The 26,965-nt window shown below is 38.3% G+C and carries 21 protein-coding genes; 10 read left to right on the top strand and 11 right to left on the bottom strand.

Annotated features, from left to right (window positions below):
• Positions 1-2: 2 nt before the first annotated feature.
• Complete coding sequence (locus tag CLV32_RS19105) at positions 3-1,841, bottom strand: glycoside hydrolase family 2 protein (protein ID WP_133558546.1); 1,839 nt, start codon at positions 1,839-1,841, stop codon at positions 3-5.
• Positions 1,842-1,900: 59 nt separating this feature from the next.
• Positions 1,901-4,207, bottom strand: coding sequence for a hybrid sensor histidine kinase/response regulator (locus CLV32_RS19100; RefSeq protein WP_133558544.1), 2,307 nt, complete (start codon positions 4,205-4,207; stop codon positions 1,901-1,903).
• A 224-nt stretch (positions 4,208-4,431) separates the two neighbouring features.
• Here CLV32_RS19100 and CLV32_RS19095 point away from each other — a divergent pair, with 224 nt between their 5' ends.
• A complete protein-coding gene (locus CLV32_RS19095) occupies positions 4,432-4,830 on the top strand; it encodes a hypothetical protein (RefSeq protein WP_133558542.1) in 399 nt (132 codons plus the stop codon).
• A gap of 8 nt (positions 4,831-4,838) precedes the next feature.
• Here CLV32_RS19095 and CLV32_RS19090 read toward each other — a convergent pair whose 3' ends face one another.
• Together CLV32_RS19090 and CLV32_RS19085 are read right to left on the bottom strand one after the other, a co-directional pair.
• The gene (locus tag CLV32_RS19090; protein WP_133558540.1) at positions 4,839-5,627 is read right to left on the bottom strand and encodes a DUF3050 domain-containing protein; all 789 of its coding nucleotides are present in this window, start codon (positions 5,625-5,627) and stop codon (positions 4,839-4,841) included.
• A 43-nt stretch (positions 5,628-5,670) separates the two neighbouring features.
• Positions 5,671-6,423 carry a CHASE3 domain-containing protein gene (locus CLV32_RS19085; RefSeq protein WP_133558538.1) on the bottom strand — a complete coding sequence of 251 codons (753 nt, stop codon included), beginning with the start codon at positions 6,421-6,423 and terminating at the stop codon, positions 5,671-5,673.
• 236 nt (positions 6,424-6,659) lie between these two features.
• Here CLV32_RS19085 and CLV32_RS19080 point away from each other — a divergent pair, with 236 nt between their 5' ends.
• Genes CLV32_RS19080 through CLV32_RS19070 form a run of 3 tightly spaced genes read left to right on the top strand, consistent with a single transcriptional unit; the run spans position 6,660 to position 10,277 of the window.
• The gene (locus CLV32_RS19080) at positions 6,660-7,934 is read left to right on the top strand and encodes an oligosaccharide flippase family protein (RefSeq protein WP_262711529.1); all 1,275 of its coding nucleotides are present in this window, start codon (positions 6,660-6,662) and stop codon (positions 7,932-7,934) included.
• Positions 7,927-8,859, top strand: a complete 933-nt coding sequence (locus CLV32_RS19075) for a glycosyltransferase family 2 protein (RefSeq protein ID WP_133558534.1) — start codon at positions 7,927-7,929, stop codon at positions 8,857-8,859. Before CLV32_RS19080 ends, CLV32_RS19075 begins: the two co-directional genes overlap by 8 nt.
• Complete coding sequence (locus tag CLV32_RS19070) at positions 8,856-10,277, top strand: O-antigen ligase family protein (RefSeq protein WP_133558532.1); 1,422 nt, start codon at positions 8,856-8,858, stop codon at positions 10,275-10,277. Before CLV32_RS19075 ends, CLV32_RS19070 begins: the two co-directional genes overlap by 4 nt.
• On the opposite strand, the gene CLV32_RS19065 is transcribed toward CLV32_RS19070, so the two are convergent.
• The 3 genes from CLV32_RS19065 to CLV32_RS19055 are packed head-to-tail and all read right to left on the bottom strand — an operon-like array spanning position 10,228 to position 13,229.
• The gene (locus CLV32_RS19065; RefSeq protein WP_133558530.1) at positions 10,228-11,112 is read right to left on the bottom strand and encodes a hypothetical protein; all 885 of its coding nucleotides are present in this window, start codon (positions 11,110-11,112) and stop codon (positions 10,228-10,230) included. The two genes, CLV32_RS19070 and CLV32_RS19065, sit on opposite strands and share 50 nt — an antisense overlap.
• Before the next feature lies 1 nt (position 11,113).
• Entirely contained in the window at positions 11,114-12,133 is a 1,020-nt protein-coding gene (locus CLV32_RS19060) for a Gfo/Idh/MocA family protein (protein WP_133558528.1), read from the bottom strand.
• A 22-nt stretch (positions 12,134-12,155) separates the two neighbouring features.
• Positions 12,156-13,229: a DUF1972 domain-containing protein gene (locus CLV32_RS19055; RefSeq protein WP_133558526.1), complete on the bottom strand. Its 1,074-nt coding sequence runs from the start codon at positions 13,227-13,229 to the stop codon at positions 12,156-12,158.
• Positions 13,230-13,334: 105 nt separating this feature from the next.
• Between CLV32_RS19055 and CLV32_RS19050 the strand changes: the two genes are divergently transcribed.
• The 6 genes from CLV32_RS19050 to CLV32_RS19025 all read left to right on the top strand — a co-directional run bounded on the left by CLV32_RS19050 (position 13,335) and on the right by CLV32_RS19025 (position 21,429).
• A complete protein-coding gene (locus tag CLV32_RS19050) occupies positions 13,335-14,453 on the top strand; it encodes a glycosyltransferase family 4 protein (protein WP_133558524.1) in 1,119 nt (372 codons plus the stop codon).
• 25 nt (positions 14,454-14,478) lie between these two features.
• Entirely contained in the window at positions 14,479-15,171 is a 693-nt protein-coding gene (locus CLV32_RS19045; protein WP_133558522.1) for an acyltransferase, read from the top strand.
• On the top strand, positions 15,168-16,313 hold the full coding sequence (locus CLV32_RS19040; RefSeq protein ID WP_133558520.1) for a glycosyltransferase family 4 protein: 1,146 nt from the start codon (positions 15,168-15,170) through the stop codon (positions 16,311-16,313). The genes CLV32_RS19045 and CLV32_RS19040 overlap by 4 nt, the downstream gene beginning before the upstream one ends.
• Positions 16,310-17,956 (top strand): capsule assembly Wzi family protein, encoded by a 1,647-nt coding sequence (locus CLV32_RS19035; RefSeq protein ID WP_133558518.1) that lies wholly within the window; start codon positions 16,310-16,312, stop codon positions 17,954-17,956. Before CLV32_RS19040 ends, CLV32_RS19035 begins: the two co-directional genes overlap by 4 nt.
• 70 nt (positions 17,957-18,026) lie before the next feature.
• The gene (locus tag CLV32_RS19030) at positions 18,027-20,336 is read left to right on the top strand and encodes an SLBB domain-containing protein (RefSeq protein ID WP_133558516.1); all 2,310 of its coding nucleotides are present in this window, start codon (positions 18,027-18,029) and stop codon (positions 20,334-20,336) included.
• A 1-nt stretch (position 20,337) separates the two neighbouring features.
• Positions 20,338-21,429: a GumC domain-containing protein gene (locus CLV32_RS19025; protein ID WP_133558514.1), complete on the top strand. Its 1,092-nt coding sequence runs from the start codon at positions 20,338-20,340 to the stop codon at positions 21,427-21,429.
• Here the strand turns inward: CLV32_RS19025 and CLV32_RS19020 are convergent.
• The 4 genes from CLV32_RS19020 to gmd form a co-directional block, all read right to left on the bottom strand.
• The gene (locus tag CLV32_RS19020; RefSeq protein ID WP_133558512.1) at positions 21,426-23,114 is read right to left on the bottom strand and encodes a capsule assembly Wzi family protein; all 1,689 of its coding nucleotides are present in this window, start codon (positions 23,112-23,114) and stop codon (positions 21,426-21,428) included. The two genes, CLV32_RS19025 and CLV32_RS19020, sit on opposite strands and share 4 nt — an antisense overlap.
• Positions 23,111-23,770, bottom strand: coding sequence for a hypothetical protein (locus CLV32_RS19015; protein WP_133558510.1), 660 nt, complete (start codon positions 23,768-23,770; stop codon positions 23,111-23,113). Before CLV32_RS19015 ends, CLV32_RS19020 begins: the two co-directional genes overlap by 4 nt.
• A gap of 1 nt (position 23,771) precedes the next feature.
• Positions 23,772-25,589, bottom strand: coding sequence for a polysaccharide biosynthesis protein (locus CLV32_RS19010; RefSeq protein WP_394346180.1), 1,818 nt, complete (start codon positions 25,587-25,589; stop codon positions 23,772-23,774).
• A gap of 186 nt (positions 25,590-25,775) precedes the next feature.
• The gene (gene gmd / locus CLV32_RS19005) at positions 25,776-26,912 is read right to left on the bottom strand and encodes a GDP-mannose 4,6-dehydratase (protein WP_133558506.1); all 1,137 of its coding nucleotides are present in this window, start codon (positions 26,910-26,912) and stop codon (positions 25,776-25,778) included.
• Positions 26,913-26,965 lie beyond the last annotated feature (53 nt).

The following is a 26,965-nucleotide window of genomic DNA, read 5'->3' as shown; positions in this document are numbered from 1 at the left end:
GTCTATTTTACTTGTTTATATTTTGCTTCCATCTGCTTGTAGTAATCCTGCAGCACGTAATAAGCTTTCTTCTTTTTACCGGTTTCACTGATTAAACCCTTTCTATTCCAGAAATTCTGGTATATCGGGTGTTGTCTACGGGGTGACCTAAAATCGGTGAGGATCCATGGAGTCATGCCTCTTAATGCATCAATTTTCGATAGCAGTATAATTTGATTTTTATAGAGTGCCTCCTGGTACTCTTCGCTCCAACGGGTATCTTCATCGGCATGGAAACCACCCAGCGCATCCCCGCCAAACTCAGTGATCACAACAGGTTTATTATATTTGATATTGAACTGATAGGCTGTGATTTCTTTAGGTGTTCCGCCCCAGTACCAGCCAGCATATTCGTTGAAACTAACCAGGTCAATTTTTTCCCCAAGTGGATCATTGAGGATAATTGTCTTCCCTTCTCTATGTACCTCCAATGCCGCAGCAATGAGTCTTGTTTGATCGAGTAGTCGGGCGTGTTCTGCAAGTTTCCCCATAAAAACATGACGAGGCTCACTAAGTGGCGTTTCATTTCCAATAGACCATACGATAACACTTGCTCTGTTTTTATCTCTTACAATGAGGTCCGTAAGTTGCTGCTCAGCGTTTTTATAAGTACCTGGATTAGTCCAGCTGATTGTCCAGTAGACGGGTACTTCGGCCCAAACCAATAACCCCATTTCGTCTGCTAAACTAACCATCTCCTCATTATGAGGGTAATGTGCCAGTCGCACGTAGTTGCAGTTCATATCTTTTGCCCATTGCAACATCATCCGCATATCACCTTCAGAACGCAATCTTCCTGCAAGCAAAGGATTTTCATCATGGAGAGAAATTCCTCTTAAGAATACAGATTTACCGTTTAACAGAATGTTATTTCCACTCGTCTCAATAGTCCGAAACCCTATCTTATCCTGGATTTTTTCTTCATTGGAGCTCACAGTAACAGTATACAACTTAGGGCTTTCTGGAGACCATAAAGACAATTTTGAAATTTTAGAACCAATTGGTGCCCTGCCAAACTGATCTGTGGTTACCTCCAGATTCCACTTAAGTTCTGGTATTGAAATATTTACCTTTCTTCCAGCTACACTATCGGACAACTGCACAAAACCCTCGATGCGTTGCGTATTACCTTTTGCTAATTGCACCTGATAATCTGCTATAAATTGCTTTGGCAGCTCTGCTAAAAACACGTCTCTTGTCAACCCACCATAATTCCACCAATCTGTATTTATTGTCGGGATTTCATCTTGCCTTCGGGTATTATCCACTTTAACTACAACGGAATTGACGCCAACCTTCAACTTACCTGTAACCTCATATTGTAAGGGAGTAAACCCTCCTTTATGTACCCCAAGTTTCTTGCCGTTAAGGTATACATGAGCTTCATAATTTGCTGCACCAAAATATATGTAATAGCGATTGCCATCGACTGGACTAGCATTAAACTGTCTTCTTAACCAAACTGTACCCTCATAAAATTCCAATTTCTCTGCTTGTGAATTCCAATCACCAGGAACATTAATTGTTGGCGAATGATCAAAATCATATTCAATCAGTTCAGATTTTTCCTTCTGCTGCCTATCATCATAAAAGCCACCGGTTTTGGATGCCGATTGATCGAAAGGCTCATGCCGATAGTCATAGTAACCGTTTTCGTATGGATCTACAATGTAATTCCATTTGCCATTCAAGCTAAGAATCTTCCTAGATTGGATGTTCTGAATCAAGTTCTGCTGAGCATGAGTTGAATTTGATATTGCGAGAACGGTAACCAGCAATATCCAACAGTATTTCTTTGACATAGTCTATGTTTTTGGGTCAAACAAGATAAATCAATTTTTGGTAAAGGTGTGTTAAATTCTCAGGAAAGTAGTGACGTAATTTTTTCGTACAATGTCTTTTGATCCACAGGCTTTGTCATAAAGTCGTTCACCCCTAACTCAAAAACCGTGTTTTTTGTAGAATCCATTAGATCGGCTGTTAAAGCAATAATTGGCACCATTATATTCCTATCGCCGGCTTTACCACCACGTATTGCGGCGGTTGCTTCATAGCCATCCATTACGGGCATCTGAAGATCCATTAATACCAGATCAATTTCCTCCAATAAAAGTTGTTCAAGTGCATCAGCTCCATGATCCGCAAAAGAAGCGGTGGTACCCCCCCATTTACTAAACATCATCTTGAGAACCATTTGGTTCATCTTATTATCCTCTACAACGAGGATTTTTGAACCGAGCAGATCGTATCTGTTTTGAGGAAAACGGTTTTGAACTGCCGCAGGATATGCTGTTACCGGGAAGACCAAAGAAATGGAGCAGGTGGTTCCGACACCCAATTTACTCTGAATTGTTATTTTTCCCTTTTTCCGGTCAATTAAAGTTTTAACAATACTTAGCCCGATTCCGAATCCGCCAAACCTGCGAGTATTGGTAGCCTCAACCTGTGAAAATGCCTCAAAAACTGCATCTAATTTTTCAGGTACGATTCCGATTCCCGTGTCAGTAATTACAATATCCAGTGTCAACTTATGCTGTTCGTCGATTTTACTGGATACGCTAAACAACACGCCGCCATGAACAGTAAACTTAATTGCATTGCTTAGGATATTATTTAATATTTGCTCCAGCCGAAGCGGATCCCCAATTACCTGTATATCTGTATTGAACCTGAAATCTGTTTTGAAATCCAGATTTTTTTCCAGCGCGAGGATCGTAAATCTTCGGGATACCTTTTCCATTAAAGGGGCGAGTAGAAATGGCAGTTGATCCAGCTGCAATTCGCCTTTTTCTATCTTAGCAAAATCAAAAATATCATCTAGAGAAGATATCAAGGAATCAGAAGCACTCCTAATCAATTGCAGATTAGCACTGGTAGCAGGCTCCTTTGTTTCCTGGTCAATAATGTTTGTTAAACCTACAATAGCATTTAACGGAGTCCTTAACTCATGGCTCATATTAGACATAAAAAAGGACTTTACATCGTTCATTTCTTCAGCTCTTTGTAAAGCAATTGCATGCAACTCCTTTTCCTTTACCTTCATTACCCAAATCCTATTGGCCATGGAAAGTGATAGAGATATAATTTGCAGTCCTATTCCTATTTTGGAGATGTTGTCCATTAAAAATGTCGGAAAATTTATTCCGAAATTCCTGAGAATTACCAAAAAGAAACATACAAAAAGTATCAGGAGCCCGCCGCTGAAAAACAGATCAGTTTTTTGTTGTTTAATTATCCTGACAACTACTGATAAACCGATAATCACCATGCCAAATAAGGTAATTATATTGACAATGGGATAAGTATAACTAAGGAATGATGGAATAAAAATTACACCAACTGTTATCGTTCCCAGGAGCAAATACATCCCTTGTAAAATCCGGTATACAATTGGCAAATCCACCTTGATATTTAATATGAGTTCGCTGTATTTACCAAAAAAATAAGATCCTGCTATTGCAGATAAGATAACTGCATGAAGATTAAGCCATGAGTTATCTTTTGTTACATACTGATGTAAAAAACCATCGAGTGCAGCGTGACAAATAATAAGGCTAAATACATAAAGTGCATAATACAAGAACGAATACTCTTTAAGTGCGAAATAAAAGAAGAAGTAAGTCACGACAATAATCAGCAGCACACCGTAAAAAAGTCCCATAATCAGCTGCTCCTGATACATTTTCTTCAATAACATTTCGGGACTCATCAGCTCAATAGGGAGCGTATTCTTTTCACCATCATTCCTTACTTCCATAAAAAATGTTTTTGATTCTGCTGGTGCCAGTTTTATCCTAAACAGGGTGGCATTGAAAGGGAGTGCCCGGGCAGAAAAATCAAGTTTATCGCCGCTTCTTTGCAGATCAACAGCTCCTCCATTACTTATACCATATAAATTGACGATGTCTGTAACTGGTTCTGCCGTTTCTAAATAATAGCTGATGTGATCAAGTGTATGATTTTGAATTTGAAATCTAACCCAATAGATATGATTGGTAAAGCCTAGATTACCGACCCTGTCTTTGATCGGCATGAAATTTATCTGAGCAGATTTTCGTTGTACCTCAGTAAAAGAAATTGGATTGAGGCCAATGTCGGCTATCTTCGCATAGGGAGTTAAAGAGACTTGCGCAGGCAAGGTGCCTTCTTTAAAAACATACTGCCCCATAGCAGGATTCAAACAAAATAAGATAATTATTCCTACACAAAAATACTTCAACACAATAACCTGACAATTAATCCCGGACAATGATATCAAATTTTTCGAGAAAATACATGTTTTAACTGATTTAGCGAGGCATCAGTATGTAACAAAAACAAAACGAATGGGCATAAAAAAATAGTTGTCTATCAATTAGCAATTAACGGCAGGAATCTTGCTGAGAAATACATATGAAAGCGTTTAAAAAAACTATATATAGTTTGGTGGCCCTCCTGCTAATAGGTACAGGAATTTTGCCAGCATGCCAGCAGTCAGACAAAACACAATCTTCTCAGATAACCGACAGCAACACAAAACATATTGATACAGCTACTAAACCCGGCGTCGACTTAAAACAACCTTTTACTGCTGAAGGAATTGTAAAAGCTACTGTGCCCGGAAAAGATGGTTATATGGCCACCCTCACCGGTAAAGACGGCAAAACTTACATTATAACCATGAGTATTATGCGACTGGAAAAGGCTTATACGCAGCTAAATGTAGGAGATCCTGTAAAGGTATTTGGAGATACCGTTCACCTTAACGATCAAATAAATATTCTGGTTGAAAAATTTGAGTTGAAAAAATAGAAACTGGCCTAAATTAACGACTGCTTATTAATGAGGATATCCTCAAGGGCACCATTCCATAAAGCAGCTCTCTGTTTCAGTGCTTTTTTTGTATACTCCAGTGCTTCATCCCAAAAGATTTCTTGATCACCACAAAGCTCTGCCGTCATGTCAAGGGCTAACTGACTATGATGGTCTCCATCAACTTCTATATGTCGATCCAGATAATATTTATAAATAGACAGTTCGTCGGGAAATGCCTTATTCAAATCATTTACCATAGTAGTGAACATATTTGGAATTAAGTCCTCCCTGCCAAATGTGAATACACTTGCCTGAGAATGGGTCTTACCAGTATTGATCACATCAAATGTAAAGTTTACAAAATCCTGTGCGGCAAGTGGCGTACCTGCCGCCCGAAAGGCCTCATCAAAATCAGATCCATTTCTTAGGCTGTTTATAAATACGTTTATCCCTTTGGTATCAGCTCCACATTGCGCCATTGCATCCAGATATAATTCGAAGTGGCTCATTTGATTTCCAGTATTATCCAAATCAGATTCTTCCCCGGCTACGATTTCATTGATTAATGAACGGATTTTTCCTGAGCCAATAGGAAACCACGGTAAGCTAACGCATGTTAAATTAATTTGAAGCGCTTTCAAAAGTGACATAAAGTCCCAGACCGCATATACATGGTATCCCATAAATATCCGTAGATCCGAAAGCGTATTGATGTTGTTGTATACTGAATGGTTGATAATTGCTTCACGTAATGGAGCAATCTCCTCTTGTATTCTTTGAATTTCCGATTTCACAGTTCTTTATAATAAGTGGGCAAAGATATCGATCGTTGTGTTATTACGAATCAGAATTATCGATTCTGGCACTGTAATTACCTTCTGATATTTTCTTCGCCATCTTTGTTATTTCTTCTATCTCCTTTTGCGTAGTTTGATTCTTTACATTCAGATCTTGTTCTAACTTGCTGTTTTCGTCCAGATTTCTTTGAATGCGGTTATAAAAGAATCCTGTAATGAGCAATGACAGTATTGCTCCTATAGCAACGAAAATTGGAGTATATGTGATAAATTTTTTCAGTTCTTTTTGTCTTCTAAGTAACAACTGATTTTCTGCCACTTCCATTTTTATAACCTGAACTCTTATCCCATCCATAATCTCTTTACCCTGAAGTAAGATCGGCTCAGTAACAGGTATGCCACGCTCTTTATCGACAATTGTCTTTTTAATCAAGGTATACTTCTGGTCAATCATCTGCTCCAAAACGGGAATATCCTGTTGTTGAACCGAATTATCGATTGTTAATCCCGATACGGCTTCTAATGCCGCTGCAACTTCATTCTGTGATCCTGTATAAGGTTCCAAAAACACCTTATCGCCTGTTAATAAAAACCCCCTTTGACCCGTTTCGGCATCTTTCATTCTGGAGACAATAAAATCTAATTTATCTATAACCTGAAAAGTATGTGAAACCCACTTTTCACTCTCCAATAACTTGGTTATGCTGAAATACGAAGCGATAGAGCTGATCAGGAGAATGAGTATTGATATACCGAAACTCAACCGGATATTACGGATGTATTTTTTTGTCATTTGATTATTAAACAATTAAAAGTTCGCTAAATATAAGAATTAAGAGATATACCAATTAAACAAGTTATTGTCACTGAACTAACACACCCGCGATGTTAATTTCCAAATCAGAACCAATAAATTGAAAACACATTTATTAATTTCACTCTGCCCACATTCATCAATTTGCTAATAAATGTCCGATATTTAGCCATCAATTTACCAACAGATTACGTCAAGTTGTAACAATTAAGATATTGAAGCGAATCATAAATCAATCACTCCAAAATATAAAAGGAACTCCCATACTCTCAAACTTTCTGAATATGGGTAGTATTCAATTATCAAATATTGTACTCGGATTTTTAATATTCCCAATTATTACTCATTTGATTGGACTTAGTGCATATGGCTATTACAACGTTGCCTACAATTTCGCATGGGTATTTGCAATTTTAATTAACTACGGCACTAATCAATCCGCCGTCAGAGATATAGCCATAAATTCCCATGACCTTAAATCTGTCAGCAAGGTTTTTTATACTACCATTGCAGTAAGGTTAATTATGTTTATTTTTTTTATCATTTTGATATTAGCAATAGATTTACTTAACGTTAAGTATTACCGTTTTATACTGTTTGCTATCCCCATTGTATTATCAGAGGTATTTAATCCTCTGTTTTTTTTCCTTGGAATACAGAAATTGCGTTTTTACAATATCACGAACATGTTGTCCAAAGCACTGATGATCGTTCTTGTAATACTATTTATCCATGGCCAGAAAGACGCCGTGTGGGTAAATTTCATCATGGGTTCGACAAGTTTAATTTCCTACCTATGCCTCTTGATTTATGGTTTGTCGGAAAATAAAATCAAATTCTATTTGCCCAGACCCGCTGCTCAATTGTTATTAATAAGACAGAATTTCAGCCTCGCAATGAACGATGTTTCGGTTCAGCTTCAACAGTCTTTAATGGTTTTTGCAATCGGGAGATGGGGCACTCCTTCAGAATTGGGTGCTTATTCCGTCGCTGACAAAATCATTGGATCTATTCGTATATTGATTATTGCAATTTCAAACGCAATCTATCCAAAAGCAGCACAGCTTTACCATGAAAAAACCCAGCTTTGGTATGATTTTATGAAAAAAATTCGCTACGCGATCACCGGAGTATTTCTTTGTGGATCTTTATCATTGTTTTTTCTCGCACCGTTGGCAATCAATATCGTATCTGGAGAAGTAAATTCAACTGCAGTGTCATTGCTTAGAAGTATGGCGTTTGTACCAATAGTCGCTGCTTGGAATTCATTTAATGCTATTGACCTGCTACTAAGAAATGATCGAACCACGATATTTAAAATTGCCACGATTTTATTACTCATATCTATAGGAGCTTCTTTTTTTCTGGTAAAAAGCAATTCTTTCCAATGGTATGGAGTTTATACATTAGCCATTGAGCTTACCGCACTATCACTGTATCATATTTTAGTAAAGAAGCATAAGATAATCATGAAATCTACATATGGGTAAAGCGGTAGCAATTATATTGGTAAATTGGAATAGCTACGATGTCTCTGCCGGCTGCATACGTTCTTTACGTAAAATGGTATTTGAGGATTTCGAGATTATTTTAGTCGATAATGCCTCTGCAGACCAATCAGGGCAAAGATTAAAAGAAGAGTTTCCAGAATGTATCTATCTCCAGAGTGATGTAAATAGCGGATTTGCTGGCGGAAATAATCTCGCATTAAGATATGCGATCTCACACGATTTCAATTACTCAATCTTATTAAATAATGATACGACCGTTGAACCTGATTTCTTGAATCTCCTGGTTGATTATATGGAAGAACATCCGGAGGTAGGGGTAATCCAGCCTAAGATATATTTCGAACATGACAGGAGCCTGCTTTGGAATGGAGGCTCATATTTCAATTCATGGTTGGGAAAGGCCACAACTTACGGCTATAACAAACATGTTGATGCCGGAAGCGATCAAATCAAAGAAGTCGACAGCGTTACAGGTTGTGCTTTTATGGTTAGGACAAAACTCCTGCTTGTTTCCGGGCTTCTTGACGAAAGTTATTTCATGTATTATGAAGACACAGATCTATCCTTCAGGATTAAGCGTCTTGGTTACAAATTGACATATTTACCCACCAGTGTGATTTACCATATCGCTGGTGGAGCCTTTCAATTAGGCGAAAAGTCAAAGGAAGGTAGTATGAATCACCATGTGCATTATCACAACGCACGAAATAGGATATGGATCATAAAAAAATTTCTAAATCCCTGGCAAAAGCTGACAGCTTATCCATATACTTTTTTTTATTTTTCTGCAGTTCTTATCTACTTTTTGTTGAGGTGGCGGATCAGTAAGTTTAAGGTTTTCTTGCTCGGTATCAAAGATGGTATATCAGGCCATGCCGAAAGTTTATATATCTTTAACAAATGATTATTTTCCCGCTAATTTATTTCACAGTATTTGTTTACGCACTTAAGCAACTATTCAACCGTAATAAAGAGGGGATCATGATTTTCCTGATTTTTGGTTTACCCATTTATATCACTAGTCTGTCAACGGCATTCAATACCGGATTTAAAAGTCTTGTTCCTTTTATGCTGCCCTTTAAAGAGGTGCTTGTATTAATTACGATTGGAACATGCGTTTGGGATCTCAAGAAAAGAATGAAGGTTCTAACTGTTGACTATCTTGTTCTTTCTTACTTTTTTGTAACGCTGCTGTATGTTTTTTTACCAATCGGAACAAATTCATTTTTTGACAAGGCTATTGCTTTTAAAAGTAGCTCGTTTTTTACATTTATATATTTAGCCGGACGGGTTTTTAATCCTAGGGAGATTTCCATTAACAAAGCTTTCAATTACATCCTTATTGTAATCATTCTAGCCGCAGGCGTGCTATTTTTCGAGTTAATGACTGATCAGCAACTGCAAACATTAACAGGTTATGCAGATTATAATTTCTATTACTACAACCAGGATCCTGAAGGCAATTACGGCTTGTCTTGGACCTTTGAAACTTCTACAGGAATTAAACGCTTCGCTAGTTTTTTCGCTAACCCACTTGAATTTGGAGCAGCTACCCTAGTCGCGTTGGCTGTCATAGCTGGTCTTTATACAACATCAGAAAACAAGCTGAAAGTAAATACTTTGGGGATAATCGCGATTATAACAACCCAGTTTACCATTTTGCTTGCGGTATCCAGGGCATCGCTGGCAAGCTATCTCATCATGATTTATATCTACGCTTGGGTTACGAAAAACAGACGTCTCCTAAACTTTATACATTTTAGTATTATAGCAGGGATAATTTATTTTATATTCTTCCTTTTTGTAGTCCATCCCGATCTCTACGAATTCATATATGAAACAATAACATTCACGAATCCATCCAGTATAGGGCATATTGTTGCCTGGCTCGAGGGTATAGATGCAATAATCAAAAATCCGTTCGGACTTGGTCTTGGCGAATCCGGACGGGTTGGCATGTCCAATAACAGCACTACAGGAGGAGAAAACCAATTCATAATTTTGGGTGTACAGGCAGGGATTTTAACCGCATTTTTGTATGCAAGTATTTTAATCTCACTAATTCGGATGAGTCTGAAATGGTATCCAAAATTAAAAGGAAAGGAGCGTAAAGTTTGTCTTACACTCCTTCTGATGAAAGTAGGATTTATTATTCCATTATTAACTGCAGAATTCGAATCATATAGCTACATCAGCTATCTGAGTTGGTTTCTATCGGGATTACTTGTACAAATGATCTCAGAAAAACAAACTTCTAAATCTATTATTGATGTTAATGCTCAGCTTCAGCAATCGCAGGCTTTGAATCAAAGGCATGAATAGTTGAAACAGTATCTTCAATATTAGCTTTGGAAGAAGCACCAAAAAGTATAGATTCGATCTGAGGGAGACTACAAACATATTCCAATGCTTCTTTGGCCTGTATCGCACCTCCACCAAAAACTTGCATTGCAATAGGACGGAACTTCTTTTCAGCCAGAACTTTCTCGTATAATGCTCTTCCTCCTGACATCCTGAAGCCTGACTTGTTTATAGAGGAGCAAATAATAGGATTTTGTATCCCAGCATCCTCAAGTATCTGTAACAACTTCGGCATATTCATCGTGATAAAACCAGCCTCTGCATTGTATTTTTTCTTCACATGGTTATAGAATCCGACAAGAATATCGGTCATATTCAATCCCAGCAAAAGGTCAGTTACTACGTTCTGAAGAAAAATAACAGGAGTATTAATCCCCTTAAACATCTTCATTTCTGCATCAATCAGCAACTCCATCATAGAGATATAATCTTTAGATAAAAATGCTACTCCACCTTTGAACATAGACCCCAGAAAATTACCAGGAACAAATGCCTTTAATGTTCCCATAATACCAAGCTCTGTTACTGCGTTAGCATATTTGTGTGCATAAGGCATACATGGATAAATTTTGAAATCTTTATATTTCTCTGGATTATTGCGGATTACGCCACAAATATTCCCAATACGGTCATGCGTGGTACACATAAATGTATTTACGCCACTTTCCATCGCATTATCCAGGGTTTTTACAATTGCCTCATCACTTTTGAAACGAATCGCTTGTGATCTAGATTTTTCGTCAGATATGTGATTTACCGCAAAAAATTGATTATCTCCAAATAAAATTCTTTCCATATTAAAGTGCTACTGCTTTTTGCTTAATCATCTGGATAATTTGATCAGTCTGACAAGCGGTTTCAAATGTGTTGATATTATTTTCCGTTTTACCCATAATTGCCTGAATAAAATAGTCGATCTGAGCCGAATATTCTTCACCTCTCAAGTAGAAGTCAACATCTTCAGTTAGTTCGGTTACGTTTTTAACGTTCCATCCCTTACTATATCCTGGAGGGCAATCAAATTCATTCTTAAAGTAAACTTTAAGTTCACTTGCATCAGATATGATCTTACCCTTTGTCCCTATAATCGTAATAGACGTCGACATTTTACGGTAAGTTTCATCACTCCAATTAACAGACAAAACTCCGGTAACATCATTATCCAATTTCATCAAAGCATATACTGCATCATCAACATGCGAAGAGAATATAGGTTTAATGATACTAGAGTATACTTCCGTTACAGGCGCGATCAGATAATTAAGCAAATCTATAACGTGGCAAGTGTAATCCATTAAACAACCACCGCCTTCCGATGGATCAGCACGCCAGTTATTCTGTTTATTTTTGATTACAACAGGGCCATACGCTTCTGCTTGAAAATGGTATATATCACCAATTAAATTCAGGTCTACGATTTTCTTAACCTCCTGAAATGTCCCCACGAATTTGGTATGATATCCTACCATATTCACAATATTGTGTTCTTTCGCCATTTTAACCAGTGGAATCCCTTCTTCAGGATTTAGGCCAAAAGGTTTTTCGGCAAATATGTGAATGCCCTTAGCAATCAGTTTTTCTACTATTGGAGCGTGTAGTTTGGTTGGAACAGCAACGAAGACTGCGTCTGGCTTAACTTCTTCGATCATTTCCAAATAATCAGTGTAACAGTTAAATCCGGAATATTTTGTCAGCGCTTCCGTGATTAACTTCGCAGTATCACAAACGCCAACAACTTTGACTTCAGGGTGAGCTCCCAAAATAGCCAAATGCGATAATCCCATTTTACCTGCACCAATTAAAGCAACATTTATCATATAGTGTAGTGTAGTTTTATTTTCAATCTAAAATCAGTTGTTTGTATTGATCTGCTATTGTACTCCAGCGATAAGCTTTTACAGCGACTTCCCGCAATGAGTTCCCCATCTCCTCCAGATCAACAGATGAATAGGCACGTATTAATTCCTTTAATTCAGTCAGGTTTCGGAAATAAAGCGCCTGATAGTTGGTAGTATGTTCGTTGTACCCAGATGCAAAGGCAAAAACCGGAAGCCCCAGATACATGGCTTCGGCAAGTGATGGATTGGTACCCCCTGCAGAATGTCCGTGAATGTAAAGTGTACAGTTACTCCTCAATACATCCAGGAGTTTTCTGTCGTAAATTGCATCCAGTAATATTAAATTTTGTTCTGCAGAATAGTCACTCTTAGTTTTAATCCCATATTCTGAATCAACAAAATTCCCCACCAGTACAAGCGGAATGAGCGGATTTTCTACAAAAGCATCCAAAATCATATTGATATTATTATCATGCTGAATCCTGCACACCGCAAATGCATAGGGACTTGATAAGAAAGGATAAATCGTTAAGTGTTCGGGAAGAATCTCTTGTGCAATAGCCTGATCACCACCATATGCAATCAGTGTACTACTTCTCCCGTACTCTTCTTGTATGTATTGCTGAATGCCAACATTGTCTGAAATAAGAGTTCCACAGTTTTTCATTAACAATGCTTCCGCTTTTCTAATTATTTTTTGGGCAAACCCAGACCATTTGCTACGCTGCCAGTCAAGTCCGCCAATGTTTAGGATCAGTTTTGACCTGTACCTCCACAAAAATGGAACCACAAATCCTCCGCCGAAGCCCAGAAACAAAACTTTATCGTTTTTCAGTACAGCCCTGACAAGCGCGATACTATCGTAAATAATTCCAAACGCACCATGTGAAGTCACAGGGATGTACTTCAATCGCGCGCCATCAAAAGTGTCCATCCGGCTTTCCATATCCTTTGAGGAGCAATATACAGTAATATCTAAATCTTTGGAAAGGTGATGCACCAAATTTTCAGCAAGGGTTTCGAAACCGCCATATGTGTTTGGGAGACCCCTGATACCTACGATTGCAAGCTGCATGTATTTTTTTTGATGTGTGCGCAAATATAGCTTTTTAAACCAAGCTTCTTAAACTTTGCCTCCTTAAATTCAGTTTGTATCTTTGATCTGATTTATGGGAGTTCAATGTTAAAAATAGGGATTGATATAAGGGATCTCCGAATCGCAAAAACGGGTGCAAGAACTTACCTTGAAGAATTGGTAAGAGAATTCAAACTATTGGAGGACGCTGAGCTACGCTTTTATTTTTTCGACACCAATTTTCCGGTATATACAGGTAAAAATAAATTCCTAAAACTGATAGAACATATTCGTTTCATCCTCTGGAAACAACTCATTTTGCCGATTAAAGCCTGGTTACATGGCTGCAACATCGTTTTCTGTAGCGATTTTTTTGTCCCATACATTCATTTAGGATATGAAACTGTGCCGGTACTCCATGATGCTTTCTTTTTTGAGTATCCTGAACATTACAATAAAGCATGGTTATTTCTTTTTAAATATTTTGGAATATCATCCGCGAAAAGGGCGTATCGGATTGTTACGCCAACTGATTACACGAAAGAAACTATCGCCAAACTATCTGGCATCCCCAAAGAAAAAATAGTAGCCATTCCTGAAGGGCCTAAAACATTAATCAAAGACATCGACCCAGTAGATACTTCCAGTATTCCGGTACTCCAACAAAGATACCTGTTACATGTGGGCACGATGGAGATTCGAAAGAATATTGTCAGACTTCTGGAGGCATTCATTTTAGTATTGATTGACGACCCTGGGCTTAAACTGGTTCTAATCGGACAGTTTAGTCCTAAAACGGACATGGATGACAAAGTCGCTATTCAAAATTTCATCGCTTTACATAAGCTGGAAGAACAGGTAATCTTCCCTGGATATGTTCCGGACGGGCTACTTGGCACTTATTATTCAAAAGCGTTATTCTATATATTTCCCAGCATCAATGAGGGCTTCGGGATCCCGATATTAGAAGCTTTTGACCATCAGCTTCCCGTACTGATCGCCAATAACAGTTGCTTGCCAGAAGTAGGTGGAGATGCAGTAATTAGCTTTGACCCCTTTAATGTGCAGGATATCTATAAAAAAATCACACTCCTCCTCAACAACCCACAAAAAAGGATAGAACTTATTGAAAAAGGTAACCGGCGTCTTTCTGAGTTTGCATGGAAAATCACTGCTCTGGAATTAGTAAAGATTTTCAAAAAAAGCAAATTAGAAAAAAAGTAATAGTTTTGTGACTCAGCAATCGCTTATGAGTTTAATTTCGGGACGTTTAAATTTCATTAAAGAACGTTTTCCAGGCGACTGGAAAACACAGGATATTCTAACAACTTTATTTAGATTATCTTTCTTTTTATGGAGGGGAACCTGGCATAGGCTATTCTTCAAACGTTCACAAGGCATGGTGCTGGTAGGCAAAGGAGTTTCTGTTCGTTATGCTCGACATTTATCTGTTGGTAAAGATTTTATCATCGAGGATTACGCGGAGGTAAACTGTATGGCGCACCAGGGTATTGTTGCAGGCGACAGGGTAACGATCGGAAAATATGCGATTATAAGACCGGTTAATGCATATGGTTCAGAAATCGGTGTAGGTTTGAAAATAGGAAACAATTCAAGTATAGGCCCATATGCATACATAGGCTGTTCAGGTTACATCGAAATTGGAAATAATGTGATTATGTCGCCAAGGGTAAGTATCTATGCAGAGAACCACTTATACGACCGCCCCGATCTTCCTATAATGAAACAGGGGGTAAAACGTGAATTTGTGATTATTGAAGATGATTGCTGGATCGCGGCAAATACGGTCATTTTGGCTGGAGTAACCATAGGTAAAGGCTCAGTTATTGCTGCTGGAAGCGTTGTTACAAAAAGTGTCCCTCCCTATAGTGTGGTCGCCGGAGTTCCTGCCCGCGTAATTAAAATACGTCCTTCCATATGAATATCCTAATCCTCAATAACACGTCTGATCTGTATGGCGGAAGTCGCATTTTATTAATTGTCGTACAGATTCTTAAAGAGGGGAAACACACACCCATTTTGGTTTTGTCGGAAGACGGCCCCTTAGTTCCCGAGCTGGAAAAGCTTGGCGTAGAAATTCACATCATCAGGCTAGGAATACTCCGCCATAAATATATGAATCCTAAGGGAATTCTCAACAGAATGGTAGTTTCAACTGCTGCATGGAAATCTTTGAGCAACCTTATCGAAGGCAGACAAATAGACCTGGTTTATTCAAATACCATTGGCGTCCTCATTGGTGCCTTTTTCGCAAAGCGAAAAAGAATCCGGCACATCTGGCACGTGCATGAGATTACCTTAAAGCCAATGCCTTTTGTTAAACTGATTGCATATCTGTTTAAGAAATATACTGATCAGATTATCGTAGTATCTGAAGCCGTAAAAAATCATTGGGCTAAATATGTAGATCCTGCAAAATTGGAACGTGTTTACAATGGAATTGAAACCACCTCCTTCGAAAACACGATGGGCAAACTCAGGACGGAGTTAAAAATCCCGGAAGACCAGCTCTTGATAGGAATGATTGGCCGGGTAAATAACTGGAAAGGACAGGACTACTTTCTAGAGATGGCCTCGGTGCTGCTTAAAGATCATTCAAACTTACAATTTATCATGGTTGGCGATGCTTATCCGGGTAACGAACACCTTTATGAACAGCTGACTAATAACTTATTAAACCCAGCCCTTCAGGGACGGGTCACTAATCTCGGTTATAGAACCGATATTGCCAACATCCTGAATTCGTTAGATATTTTCATATTGCCTTCTATCCTGCCTGACCCTTTTCCAACAGTGATTCTTGAGGCTATGGCCAGTGGAAAACCTGTTGTGGCGACTAATCATGGTGGTGCAACGGAGATGATCCTGGATGGAGAAACGGGCATCCTGATTCCCTATAACAATGCTGTCGAAGCAGCAAAAAAAATTACTGGCATTATTATCGCTGAGGGCAAAAGAAAAACAATGGGTCTGCAAGCAGCCGGAAGAATCCGGAACCATTATTCCCTCAAGGCATTTCATGATGCCATTTTAAGAACAGTATCTCAAAAAACAACCGTATGATGCAACAACTACGCTCCTATATTCTGATTACGCTCTGTTCAATACTTTTGATGTTTCCCTTTATATCACAAGGACAGGCGGTATTCGAAAATCCAAAACACCAGGTTTATGATTTTCTCTCGCGCCAGGCACAAAAAGGAAACATTGCCTTTCGGGATCTCATCCAGCCCATTACCAGGAAGCAGATTGCAACTCAGCTTGGAGTACTTCAGGAGGACCTGTCTAAACTTAGCGCAACAGAACAAAAAGAACTGGCATTTTATCAAAAAGAGTTTGCGGAATTTAATGAAGGCTTAAAAGACACAACCACCTTTTTTAAAAAAGATCAGGTCGGGAGATGGCGTTTTCTATCAGTTCGCAAAGATGGTTTTCTATTAAACGGAGATCCCTCATTATCCTTCACAGGAACGGCATCTACACCTGGCAACCGTTCCAAATTGGCCAACGGATTGGAGTTCTGGGGTCATGCGGGCAATCACTTCGCTTTTCAATTTTCTTTTCAGGATAATACCGAACGCGGGAAGGGGATTGATAGTCTCAGAATCTTCACGCCTGAAACTGGAGTTATCAAAACGGAAAGCCTGAATGCAAAATCTTTAAATTATAGTAATTTCAGAGGATATATCAGTTATAGCTGGAATAACGGCTTGATCAGTGTAGGACAAGATCAGCTTACCTATGGCTATGGAGAAAATGGTAGAGTGGTATTATCCGACAAAGCTCCCGCCTATCCATTTATCAGACTGGATTACCATCCTTTAAAATGGTTGAGTTTCAACTATACGCATGCCTTCCTTCAATCTGCAATCATAGATTCTACAAGAACTTATAACAAAGGCAACGACATCTTCGGCAATTATAGAGAATCTTATATTCCTAAATTTATGGCTTCCCACAGCCTTACATTCTTCCCTACAAAAGGACTTTCTTTAAGTGTAGGAGAATCAATGATTTACAGCGGCAATCTCGAAGCCGGTTACCTTATTCCGATAATGTTTTTTAAAGTGTACGATCAATATGCAAGTCGGTATAAAATCACAACTGGATCCAACGGTCAATTTTTCCTTCAGGCAAATTCAAGAGACCATTTAAAAAACACGCATCTGTATGCTACGCTGTTTATTGATGAGATCAGATTAGGAGATGCGTTTAATAGATCCAAAAGCAGAAACCAGATCGGATTTAACTTCGGCGGATCTATAACAGATGTATTTGTGCCTTACCTCACCCTTGGAGCCGAATATACGAGGATCAATCCATTTTCATATCAGAATTTAGTTCCTTCACAGAACTACACAAGTCAAAAATATGTGTTGGGTGATTGGATGGGGGCAAATGCCGACCGACTTATGGGCTATATAAAATATACCCCAGTGGCCCGTTTAAAAACAAGCTTATTTGTACAACATACAAGAAAAGGTGATCCGGGATCTTTGTTGGATCAGTATTTTGCGCTTCCACAGCCCCAATTCCTGTCAACTGTACTTCGAGCTGATACCCAGGTACAGTTTAAAGCATCCTACGAATGGTTTAACAATTTATATGTAGAAGGAAATGTACTCTGGAATACGGAGAATAATATATTAAGTCAGGGGAACCAAAAAATTCAGCAAGTTCAGCTGAACGTGAGATTTGGGCTGTAAAAAGAATTTATATCCTGAAATATTATTACTTTATATTTGCAACCACTACCAAAAGCTAACACCTATCTGCATGCGTTTTAAAATCATACTTTTTATATTGTTTACTGGATTAACCCTGATTAATTTCAGAGGTTCGGCACAAACCATATCTACAGACAATATCAGCAAAGTAAAAGTGGATCAGCTTTCCGACCAACAGATTTTGGCTATATGGGCAAAGTTTGAGGCCTCCGGTTTGTCTGAAGATGCTGCTATGAAAATGCTCATTGATAGGGGCCTAGATCCTACCGAAGCAGATAAGTTCAAAAAACGTTTAAGTGAGGTTCAGGCCGGAGGCAAAGGCAAATCCGATGCTACGGTATCAATAAAAAAACCAGAGTTGAAGGTTGGCCGTGATACCACCCCAGTAGTTAGCCCTAAACCGGTAATTAAACCATCAAAAATATACGGCTCTGATTTCTTCAGTAATCCGAACCTGAAATTTGAACCGAACCTCAGGCTCGCTACTCCAAAAGGATATGTATTAGGTCCTGATGACGAGGTTGTCGTTCTATTAAATGGATTAAATGAAACCAGCGTAACTGCAAAGATAAGTCCTGATGGAAATTTAAAAATCCCCAATGCCGGATTGGTTTACCTAAACGGTTACACGATAGAACAGGCTACTAACCTGATCAAACAAAAGATGCAAAAGGTATATCCTGCATTAGCCAGCGGACAAACAAAATTAACTGTAAATCTGGGCTCAGTACGTAGTATTAGAGTAACCGTTATAGGGGAAGCGATGCAACCAGGAACATATACATTGTCATCCTTATCAACCCTTTTTAATGCTTTATACTTAAGCGGAGGTCCCGCTCCTGGTGGATCTCTTAGAAACATTGAGGTGATTAGAGGTAACCGGGTGATTAAAACTGTGGATTTCTACACATTTCTCCAACGCGGTGTATTGGAAGGAAATGTTAGTCTTCAAGATCAGGATGTGATCCGCATCCCTGTTTATACTAAACGTGTTGCAATTGATGGGCAGGTTAAAAGGCCGGGATTGTATGAGTTGAAAAATGCAGAAACTCTGTCTGACTTAATCACGTATACAGGTGGATTCAGTGACTTAGCCTATCGAGATATTGCTAAAGTTACTCAGATAACAAATAAAGAAAGAAGTGTGAAAGATATCCCTGCAGATCTATTCGATCGTTTTGTATTGCGCAATGCAGACTCTGTTTATTTTGGGGCTGTGTTGAGCCGGTTTGCAAATCGAGTTGTAATTGAAGGAGCAGTATACAGGCCCGGAACTTTTGAACTTACTCCAAACACAACACTTAAGTCACTGATCGCTAAAGCAGATGGTCTCCGTGACGATGCATCTCTTAATCAAGGATACATTAAAAGAATATCCCCCAACTTGGATAAGTTGATGATCCCTTTTGATCTAAGCAAACTCTTATCTGGCTCTAATGATATCCCACTTCTTCGTGAAGATTCAGTAATGATATTTTCTGTTCAGGATCTTAAGGATGAGTCTTCGATTACGATGGGCGGATTTGTTAGAATGCCGGGTAACTTTACCTACCGAAAAGGCATGACTGTTGGAGACGCTGTTGCCATGGCTGGTGGTTTTACCAATGACGCAGCTAGCCATCGATTGGAAATCTCAAGACTAGTTAAAAACACATCTGATGTTGTGTCTAATCAATTATTAACAATCATCACAGTGAATCTGGATTCTGCGTTGAGTTCCTCAGCAGGTGACCTTCCTTTAGAGCCTCTTGACTATTTATATGTCCCAAGACTTGTCAATTATAGGACATTGGGCTCTGTAAGAATCCGTGGGGAAGTATTATTCCCTGGTGATTACCCGGTTCAACGTAGAGATGAGACGGGAAATGAGTTTATTATACGTGCTGGAGGGATAACCCCAGTGGGCTCTCTTGCCAATGCAAAGATTTACAGAAATGGTACCCGGGTAGATATCGACCTCACTGGTCAGGATAAAAGACAGGTAAAAAGCAGCATGATATTTATGGCCGGGGATAGTGTTTATATCCCAAGGGAAACCCCTTTTGTAGAGGTTGTGGGTGCGGTAAATAACCCTCAATTACTAAATTACGTTAGTCGTAGCTTCAAATACTATACTAACGCTGCAGGTGGCACTAAGGAAAACGCGAGATTGAAAGGTGCTTATGTTCAATATGCCAATGGTACAAATCAGCCTGTAAAACATTTTCTCTTTTTCAGGAATTATCCAACTGTAACCCCGGGAAGTAAAATTGTTGTTCCAGAAAAAACATTTAAGCTGAAGCTAGGTGTGGGTGAAATATCTGCAATAACCTCCGCTATCGGTGCATTGGTGACACTTATAGCAATCCTAGTTAAATAAAATGTCAGTTTTAGAAAAACCTAATTATAATAACACAGAGCCGGAAGAAGACTTTTCTTTCAAACAATCTGTTTTAACGCGCTTAAAAGACTTTAACTATCTATGGAAGCATAGACTTAAAATTATATTATTCTGCTTGCTAGGAGGCTTATTTGGCGCGCTCACTGCATGGAAATGGCCAGTCACTTACACTGCGAAACTAACTTTCATTGTAGAAGATAGTAAAGGCGGCGGATCGTTACTATCGGGCTTAGCTAGTCAAATGGGATTTGATATTGGCGGTTTAGCGAGCGGAGGCAGTAGCGGCGTGCTGGCTGGTGATAACGTACTTCAACTATTGGTAAGCTCTAAAATGCTAAAGCAAACCTTGCTTAGCCCCTTTGATAAGGATCCTAATTATACACTTGCTGATCGCTATGCTGAATCTAATAAGCTAAAAAGCAAGTGGGAAAAATTGGAAGAAGCGAAAGGTCCTATCAACTTTCCTGGTAATACAAAAAATTACACAAGGTTACAGGATAGTTTATTGCAGGATATGATTACCCGTATTGGTGAGAAAGATGTTTCTGTAAACAAACCAGACAAAAAACTAAGTTTTTTTGCTTTAAATGCCACGATGAAAGACGAGAAACTGGCAGCGCTATTCTGCAACCGACTGATTGATGAAGCTAGTGATTTTTATATTGCAACAAAAACAAAGAAACTTAGAACCAATGTCGACCGCTTGCAGACAAGAGCAGACAGCATTGGCCGGATCCTTAATAAAAAGACATATTCTGCATCTGCAGCAAATAGCGTAATGCTCGATCTTAACCCTGCTTATACTACAGCTGGAGTTAGTGCAGAGCTGCAGGAAAGAGATAAACGCGTATTACAAACTATTTATTCTGAAATCATTAAAAATCTAGAGGTTAGCAGAACAATGTTGATGCAGGAAACTCCAACCTTTCAGGTAATTGACAGCCCGGATACACCGTTAAAGAAAAACAAACTTAAATATTCTACAGGTATATTTACAGGAGTAGTTCTTGCAGGATTTTTTACAGCGCTGTTTTTAATGATGTTTAGAAAGAAACAGTTTCAGCAAGATTAAAACCGATAAGTTGCACCAGCTTGTATTTGCAAATTATTAGCATCCTTACCGTTTACCATATATGGTTCTCCTGGTTGCTGTAGTAAATACCATTGATAATTTAGGGATTTAATATATTGTAGTTTAGCATTGAAAATTAAATTCTTATAATTCCATTCTCCACTAGCCCCTATACTCAAATCAGTCCAATGTCTTCTGAAGTCTTTAGTATCCTGATAAGCATAATAATAAAAATCATCATTATGCACATACCTCTCGATTTGTAAACCAAGTCTTTTAATACCTCTAACCCAACTTACATCCAAAGATTGCAAATTACCTCCAGGTCCAATCCCCGCTCCCAAAACTTCTCCTCTATTCGTGTACCCATGTCGCACACCTGGACTTGTGTACCACCCGGAAGCCGATAAAACCTTATCAACTAAAGTTTCTGCAAGCTGTGTAACCTCGACGCCAATTAGTATATTTTCGTCAGTCCGTCTGTTGAACGGCAGCATTTTCCTCAATCCAAAAATATACGCCCTGGATGTATTGGGTTCTAATAAATTGTTTCTAAAATCCCCAGAAAAATTATTACGTCCAAATTCGAAATATACTTCAGCATGCTCAGCCGGCCATAACCACCGCATAAATATAGAATTTCTCTCATCTGGCTTATTAATCGGCTGATCAGCATTAACAGCTTTTACAGGTAAAAAAAATGGCAAATAATCAGAAAATCCGTTTAAGTCCTTACTGTACATCTGGCGAGTTTGCGTAAATCCAAGAAATAATCCTGAAACCCATTTTGGCTGGTAAGTAAAAACAATACCACTTAAATATCGCCAGTCGTCTGGTTTTGGTAAATATAGATCACTGTAGAAATATTGTCGGTTTGGCTCAAGTGGTCCAAAGCCAGAACCCTCAAGACGCCCAGCAATAAGTTGTCCCTCAAAAGATCCGATAGGAGTTTTAATAGGCTTTACTGTATTTAAAGTGAGATGTTTAAATCCAGGTGCCGTGTTGCTCATCAGGAGTGAATTACGCATACCTGGTCCCCACCAGAGATTTTCAGTTGATAGGCCTACAGATAAAGAACTATAATTTAATCGTATGCTACTTTGACCCCAATAAGCATGGCTATATTCCTGGTTGCCGAAACGAGCAGGAAGATCAATGTTGTTATAAAAATCATAATATCGCGCTACAATAATATCATAATGATCTTTATCAAAGGTGTCAAAGGCAGAATTCCCTGCTATGGCAAGTTCTGGCTTGAACTGAATACTTAATGGACCATATTCAGCGAATAATCCTCCACTTATAACTGTTTGAAATCCCTTTGCCGGAATCATGGCCCCATCATTCCATCCATATGGGTGGTGGGAGTTAAATTGTGTTTGCATACTCAATGGTAATATCAAGCCATTGATTTTACCATCGTTCGATCTGAAAGCCGACTCCGTATTAAGAAGATTATACCGGACTTCCTTTAGATCTGGATATTGAATATCTTTAACCTTTAATCCAGCCTTAAACAATGGCCTAACAGTAAAAGAAATATTTGAGTCTAGGACTCCAAGTAGCTGCGCGCGACGGTAATAATCTTCTACCCCGACGGATCCAACCGGCAACGATTGCGCCTTAACCTTATATCCAAAAGACAGTAATCCAAGATAGCAAACTATAGTCCTCAAAATCCTCATAAATCTATCACTTTAACACTGACATTATCTACAGACCAGCTCTCATCACACTTCTTGTCTTCTGTATTTTTCTGAATTAGTTCATCCATACACTGAATCAACAATGTACTTTCTGAGTGCTTTATTGTCTTTGTGATCTTATATTGTGTAGTTCCACCAATAACACCCGCATCGTGACAAACTCCTGGAAGGTCTGTTCTAGACGCCCCGGCCTTGGGGTTATTATTGCTATTTAAATAATTGCTTGGATAAGATTGAGGGGCGCAGAATACGCCTACATCGCAATAACCATTTGAAAAGGTCGTAGTTATATAATTATTTTTATCGATATTCAATTTCCATATATCCGGTCCACCAATATTGTTTTCCACCGTAGTATTCCCGTCCCACGAGTCATGTATGTTCAAGTCGAACGACACTTCAACCATTGAATGTTTCGGTAGATCTTTAAGCAAAAGTTGGAATTCCTGATTATTATATCTTCCAAGCACATGTCCGCCGTCAAAAGCCTCGATTTGCCCATTATAAATATCTTCCAGTTTATTGCTTTCGAAATCATTGGTATATACCTCGACCTCACTTCTAACATTTTTTTTACAGCCTAAAATTCCGAAAAGAAAAATGATAGCTAGTAGTTTTCTACTCATTATAGGCATCTTAAAATTTACGATCCAACTCTTCAAAAATTGAGTTGTTACTTTTATACTCACGCACTAATTCCTTCATCCGCTTAACCACTTGCATATCATCGCTATTTTTCGCGTAATCAATCAAAGAATATATCTGCGACTCAACATCTGTAAAATCATATTCCCTGACCTTCCCAATCATTATTTTCTCATGGTGAGTGGGCATAGTGTTCTCAGAATCATTAAGCAATTCTTCAAATAACTTTTCTCCCGGTCTCAAACCAGAATATTCTATCTTGATATCTTGATTTGGAATTAGGCCAGCTAGCCTTATCATCTTCTTAGCTAATTCTATTATTCTGACAGACTTGCCCATATCAAATAAAAAGATTTCTCCCCCCTTACCCATACATCCGGCCTCTAGCACGAGTCGACAAGCTTCAGGTATCGTCATAAAATATCGTGTTATTTCGGGATGTGTAACAGTCACTGGTCCGCCTTTTTCTATTTGTGCTTTAAACCGGGGGATTACTGATCCATTCGAGCCTAGTACATTACCGAAACGAGTCGTTATGAATTTAGTAAGTGGTTTTATGTTTAAATCATTAATGTAACTAAGGCCGTTACTGAAAATGAAATTATGTTTAGTTAATGAATTGTTTAAAGACTGAACATAAATCTCTGCTATTCGCTTTGAAGCTCCCATTACATTAGTCGGATTTACAGCTTTATCTGTAGAAATCATAACGAATTTCTGAACACCATACTTTACCGACTTGTCGGCTATCGTCTTAGTTCCTAAGACATTCGTTTTTATAGCTTCTGAAGGATTATCTTCCATCAAAGGAACATGTTTATATGCAGCCGCATGATAAACGTAATGAGGCTTATAGGTTGCGAATAGATATTCCATACGCTTTTCATCTCTAACATCACCTATAAAAGAATGGAAATTTTGATTTTTTGTTTTCTCTTCGAGCTCCAGATATAAATCGTGAAGTCCCGTTTCGGACTGATCATTTAAAATAATTAATCCAATTTCAAATTGAATTAACTGCCGTACAATTTCGCTACCAATCGATCCTGCTGCACCAGTGATTAAAATACGCTTGTTTTTCAGTTGTTTCCCAATGCCATCAATATCTATTTGAATAGATTTACGTTCCAATAAATCTTCGATATTAAGTTTTTGAATTTGTGCAGGTTGTAACTTACCTTCGCTCCAAACATCTGGTGGAGGTATATTAAGAACCTTTATATCATTCTCCAAACACACATCTACGATTTGATTTTTTCGCTCTAATGGAATAGTATATGAAGCAAAAATAATCTCATCAAGTTCATGCTCTATTATCAAGTGGACAAGATTTTTTGCGTCTAAAATTTTAACACCATCTATGGTTTTCCCTATCTTCCGCTCATCATCATCTACAAATGCTATTATATTCTTGTTTACCTTATTGTCATGATCAAATGTACGCTTTGTCGCTACCCCAGCTTCTCCTGCACCATAGATCATCACTCGTTTTTTATCTAATTTCAGATTTTTAATATATAGAAAGAAGTATTTTATCAATACGCGATAAGTAATAAGCAACAGAAAACTAGCCAGTCCATTAATTATTAAAACACTGCCTGAAATATATATAGGTTCGTTAAAAGCAACAAGAACAATATCAACAAAAAAAAACAATCCATTACTGATCAGCACAGAAAAAAGAATTCGGAACGTATCTTGGGCACTTGTGTATCTTATAATACCAGAGTATGTTTTAACATTCACGAATACGACAGAATTAATCAATGCCATAATCAAAACATTGCGACTGAACTCCGTGTAGTTCATGCCACTAAAATCAAAATTATATTTAATTAAATATGCTATCGTCAACGAAACGAAACAAATCATTAGATCAAGCGTAAAAATGATCCATCGTGGAACTATGTTAATCTGACTAAACAAGATTTCTATGATTAATTATAAAAAGATTTAACAACACTTCTAGTCTATATGTTATTTGATAGTACACTATTATTCAAAGTAATTTAAAGTTTTAAAACCTCCCTTTTTCAAGTATTCATCTTTTTTCATCAGCTGCAAATCCGATTGAATCATGTCCTTTACCAATAACTGTAGATCATACTTTGGTTCCCAACCAAGCTGCGTTTTAGACTTCGTAGGGTCTCCCAATAAAAGATCAACTTCAGTTGGCCTGAAATATTTTGGATCAACACGAACCACTTCCATGCCCATATGTAACTTATCAATATTCAAACCCAAACTAGATGCTAATTGTTGATCTACATCGATGATGACTCCACGCTCGTGTTCATCTTTACCGCTGAACTCAACCTCAATCCCCAGTTCTGAGAAACTCATTTTAACAAAATCCCTGACAGTTGTAGTAACACCTGTGGCAATCACATAATCTTCTGCCTTTTCTTGCTGAAGAATTAACCACATAGCCTCTATATAATCTTTGGCATGCCCCCAGTCTCGTTGTGCAGATAAATTCCCCAGGTACAAACATTTTTGAAGTCCCAAAGCAATTTTTGCTGCGGCACGAGTGATTTTCCGCGTAACAAAAGTTTCTCCCCTTAACGGGCTTTCATGATTGAATAGTATTCCATTACATGCATACATTCCATAAGCCTCCCGGTAGTTAACCGTGATCCAGTAGCCATAAATCTTAGCTACAGCATAAGGTGATCTCGGGTAGAAGGGTGTGGTTTCACTTTGCGGCACCGCTTGAACAAGTCCATATAACTCCGAAGTTGAAGCCTGATAAATTCTCGTTTTTTTTGTTAATCCTAAAATTCTGATAGCCTCCAACAGTCTTAATGTCCCAATACCATCTGCATTAGCCGTATATTCTGGTGTGTCGAAACTGACCTTAACATGGCTCATCGCCGCAAGGTTATAAATCTCATCAGGCTGCGTTTCCTGAATAATTCTGATCAGATTAGTGGAATCCGTTAAATCACCAAAATGAAGCTTAAAATTCACATTGTTCTCATGTTGGTCTTGGTATAAATGATCAATCCGATCTGTATTAAACAACGACGATCTTCTTTTCAGGCCATGAACCATGTAGCCTTTTTTCAGCAAAAATTCTGCAAGGTATGCTCCATCCTGACCTGTTACACCCGTTATCAACGCGACTTTCATCAATTTACCAATTAACTAGATTAGGGAGCGAATATAGGCAATTATTTGATGTG

Source organism: Pedobacter duraquae (assembly GCF_004362245.1).
Taxonomy (GTDB): domain Bacteria; phylum Bacteroidota; class Bacteroidia; order Sphingobacteriales; family Sphingobacteriaceae; genus Pedobacter; species Pedobacter duraquae.
The sequence above is the reverse complement of the archived record's forward strand: the minus strand, read 5'-3'. Positions and strand labels throughout refer to the sequence as shown.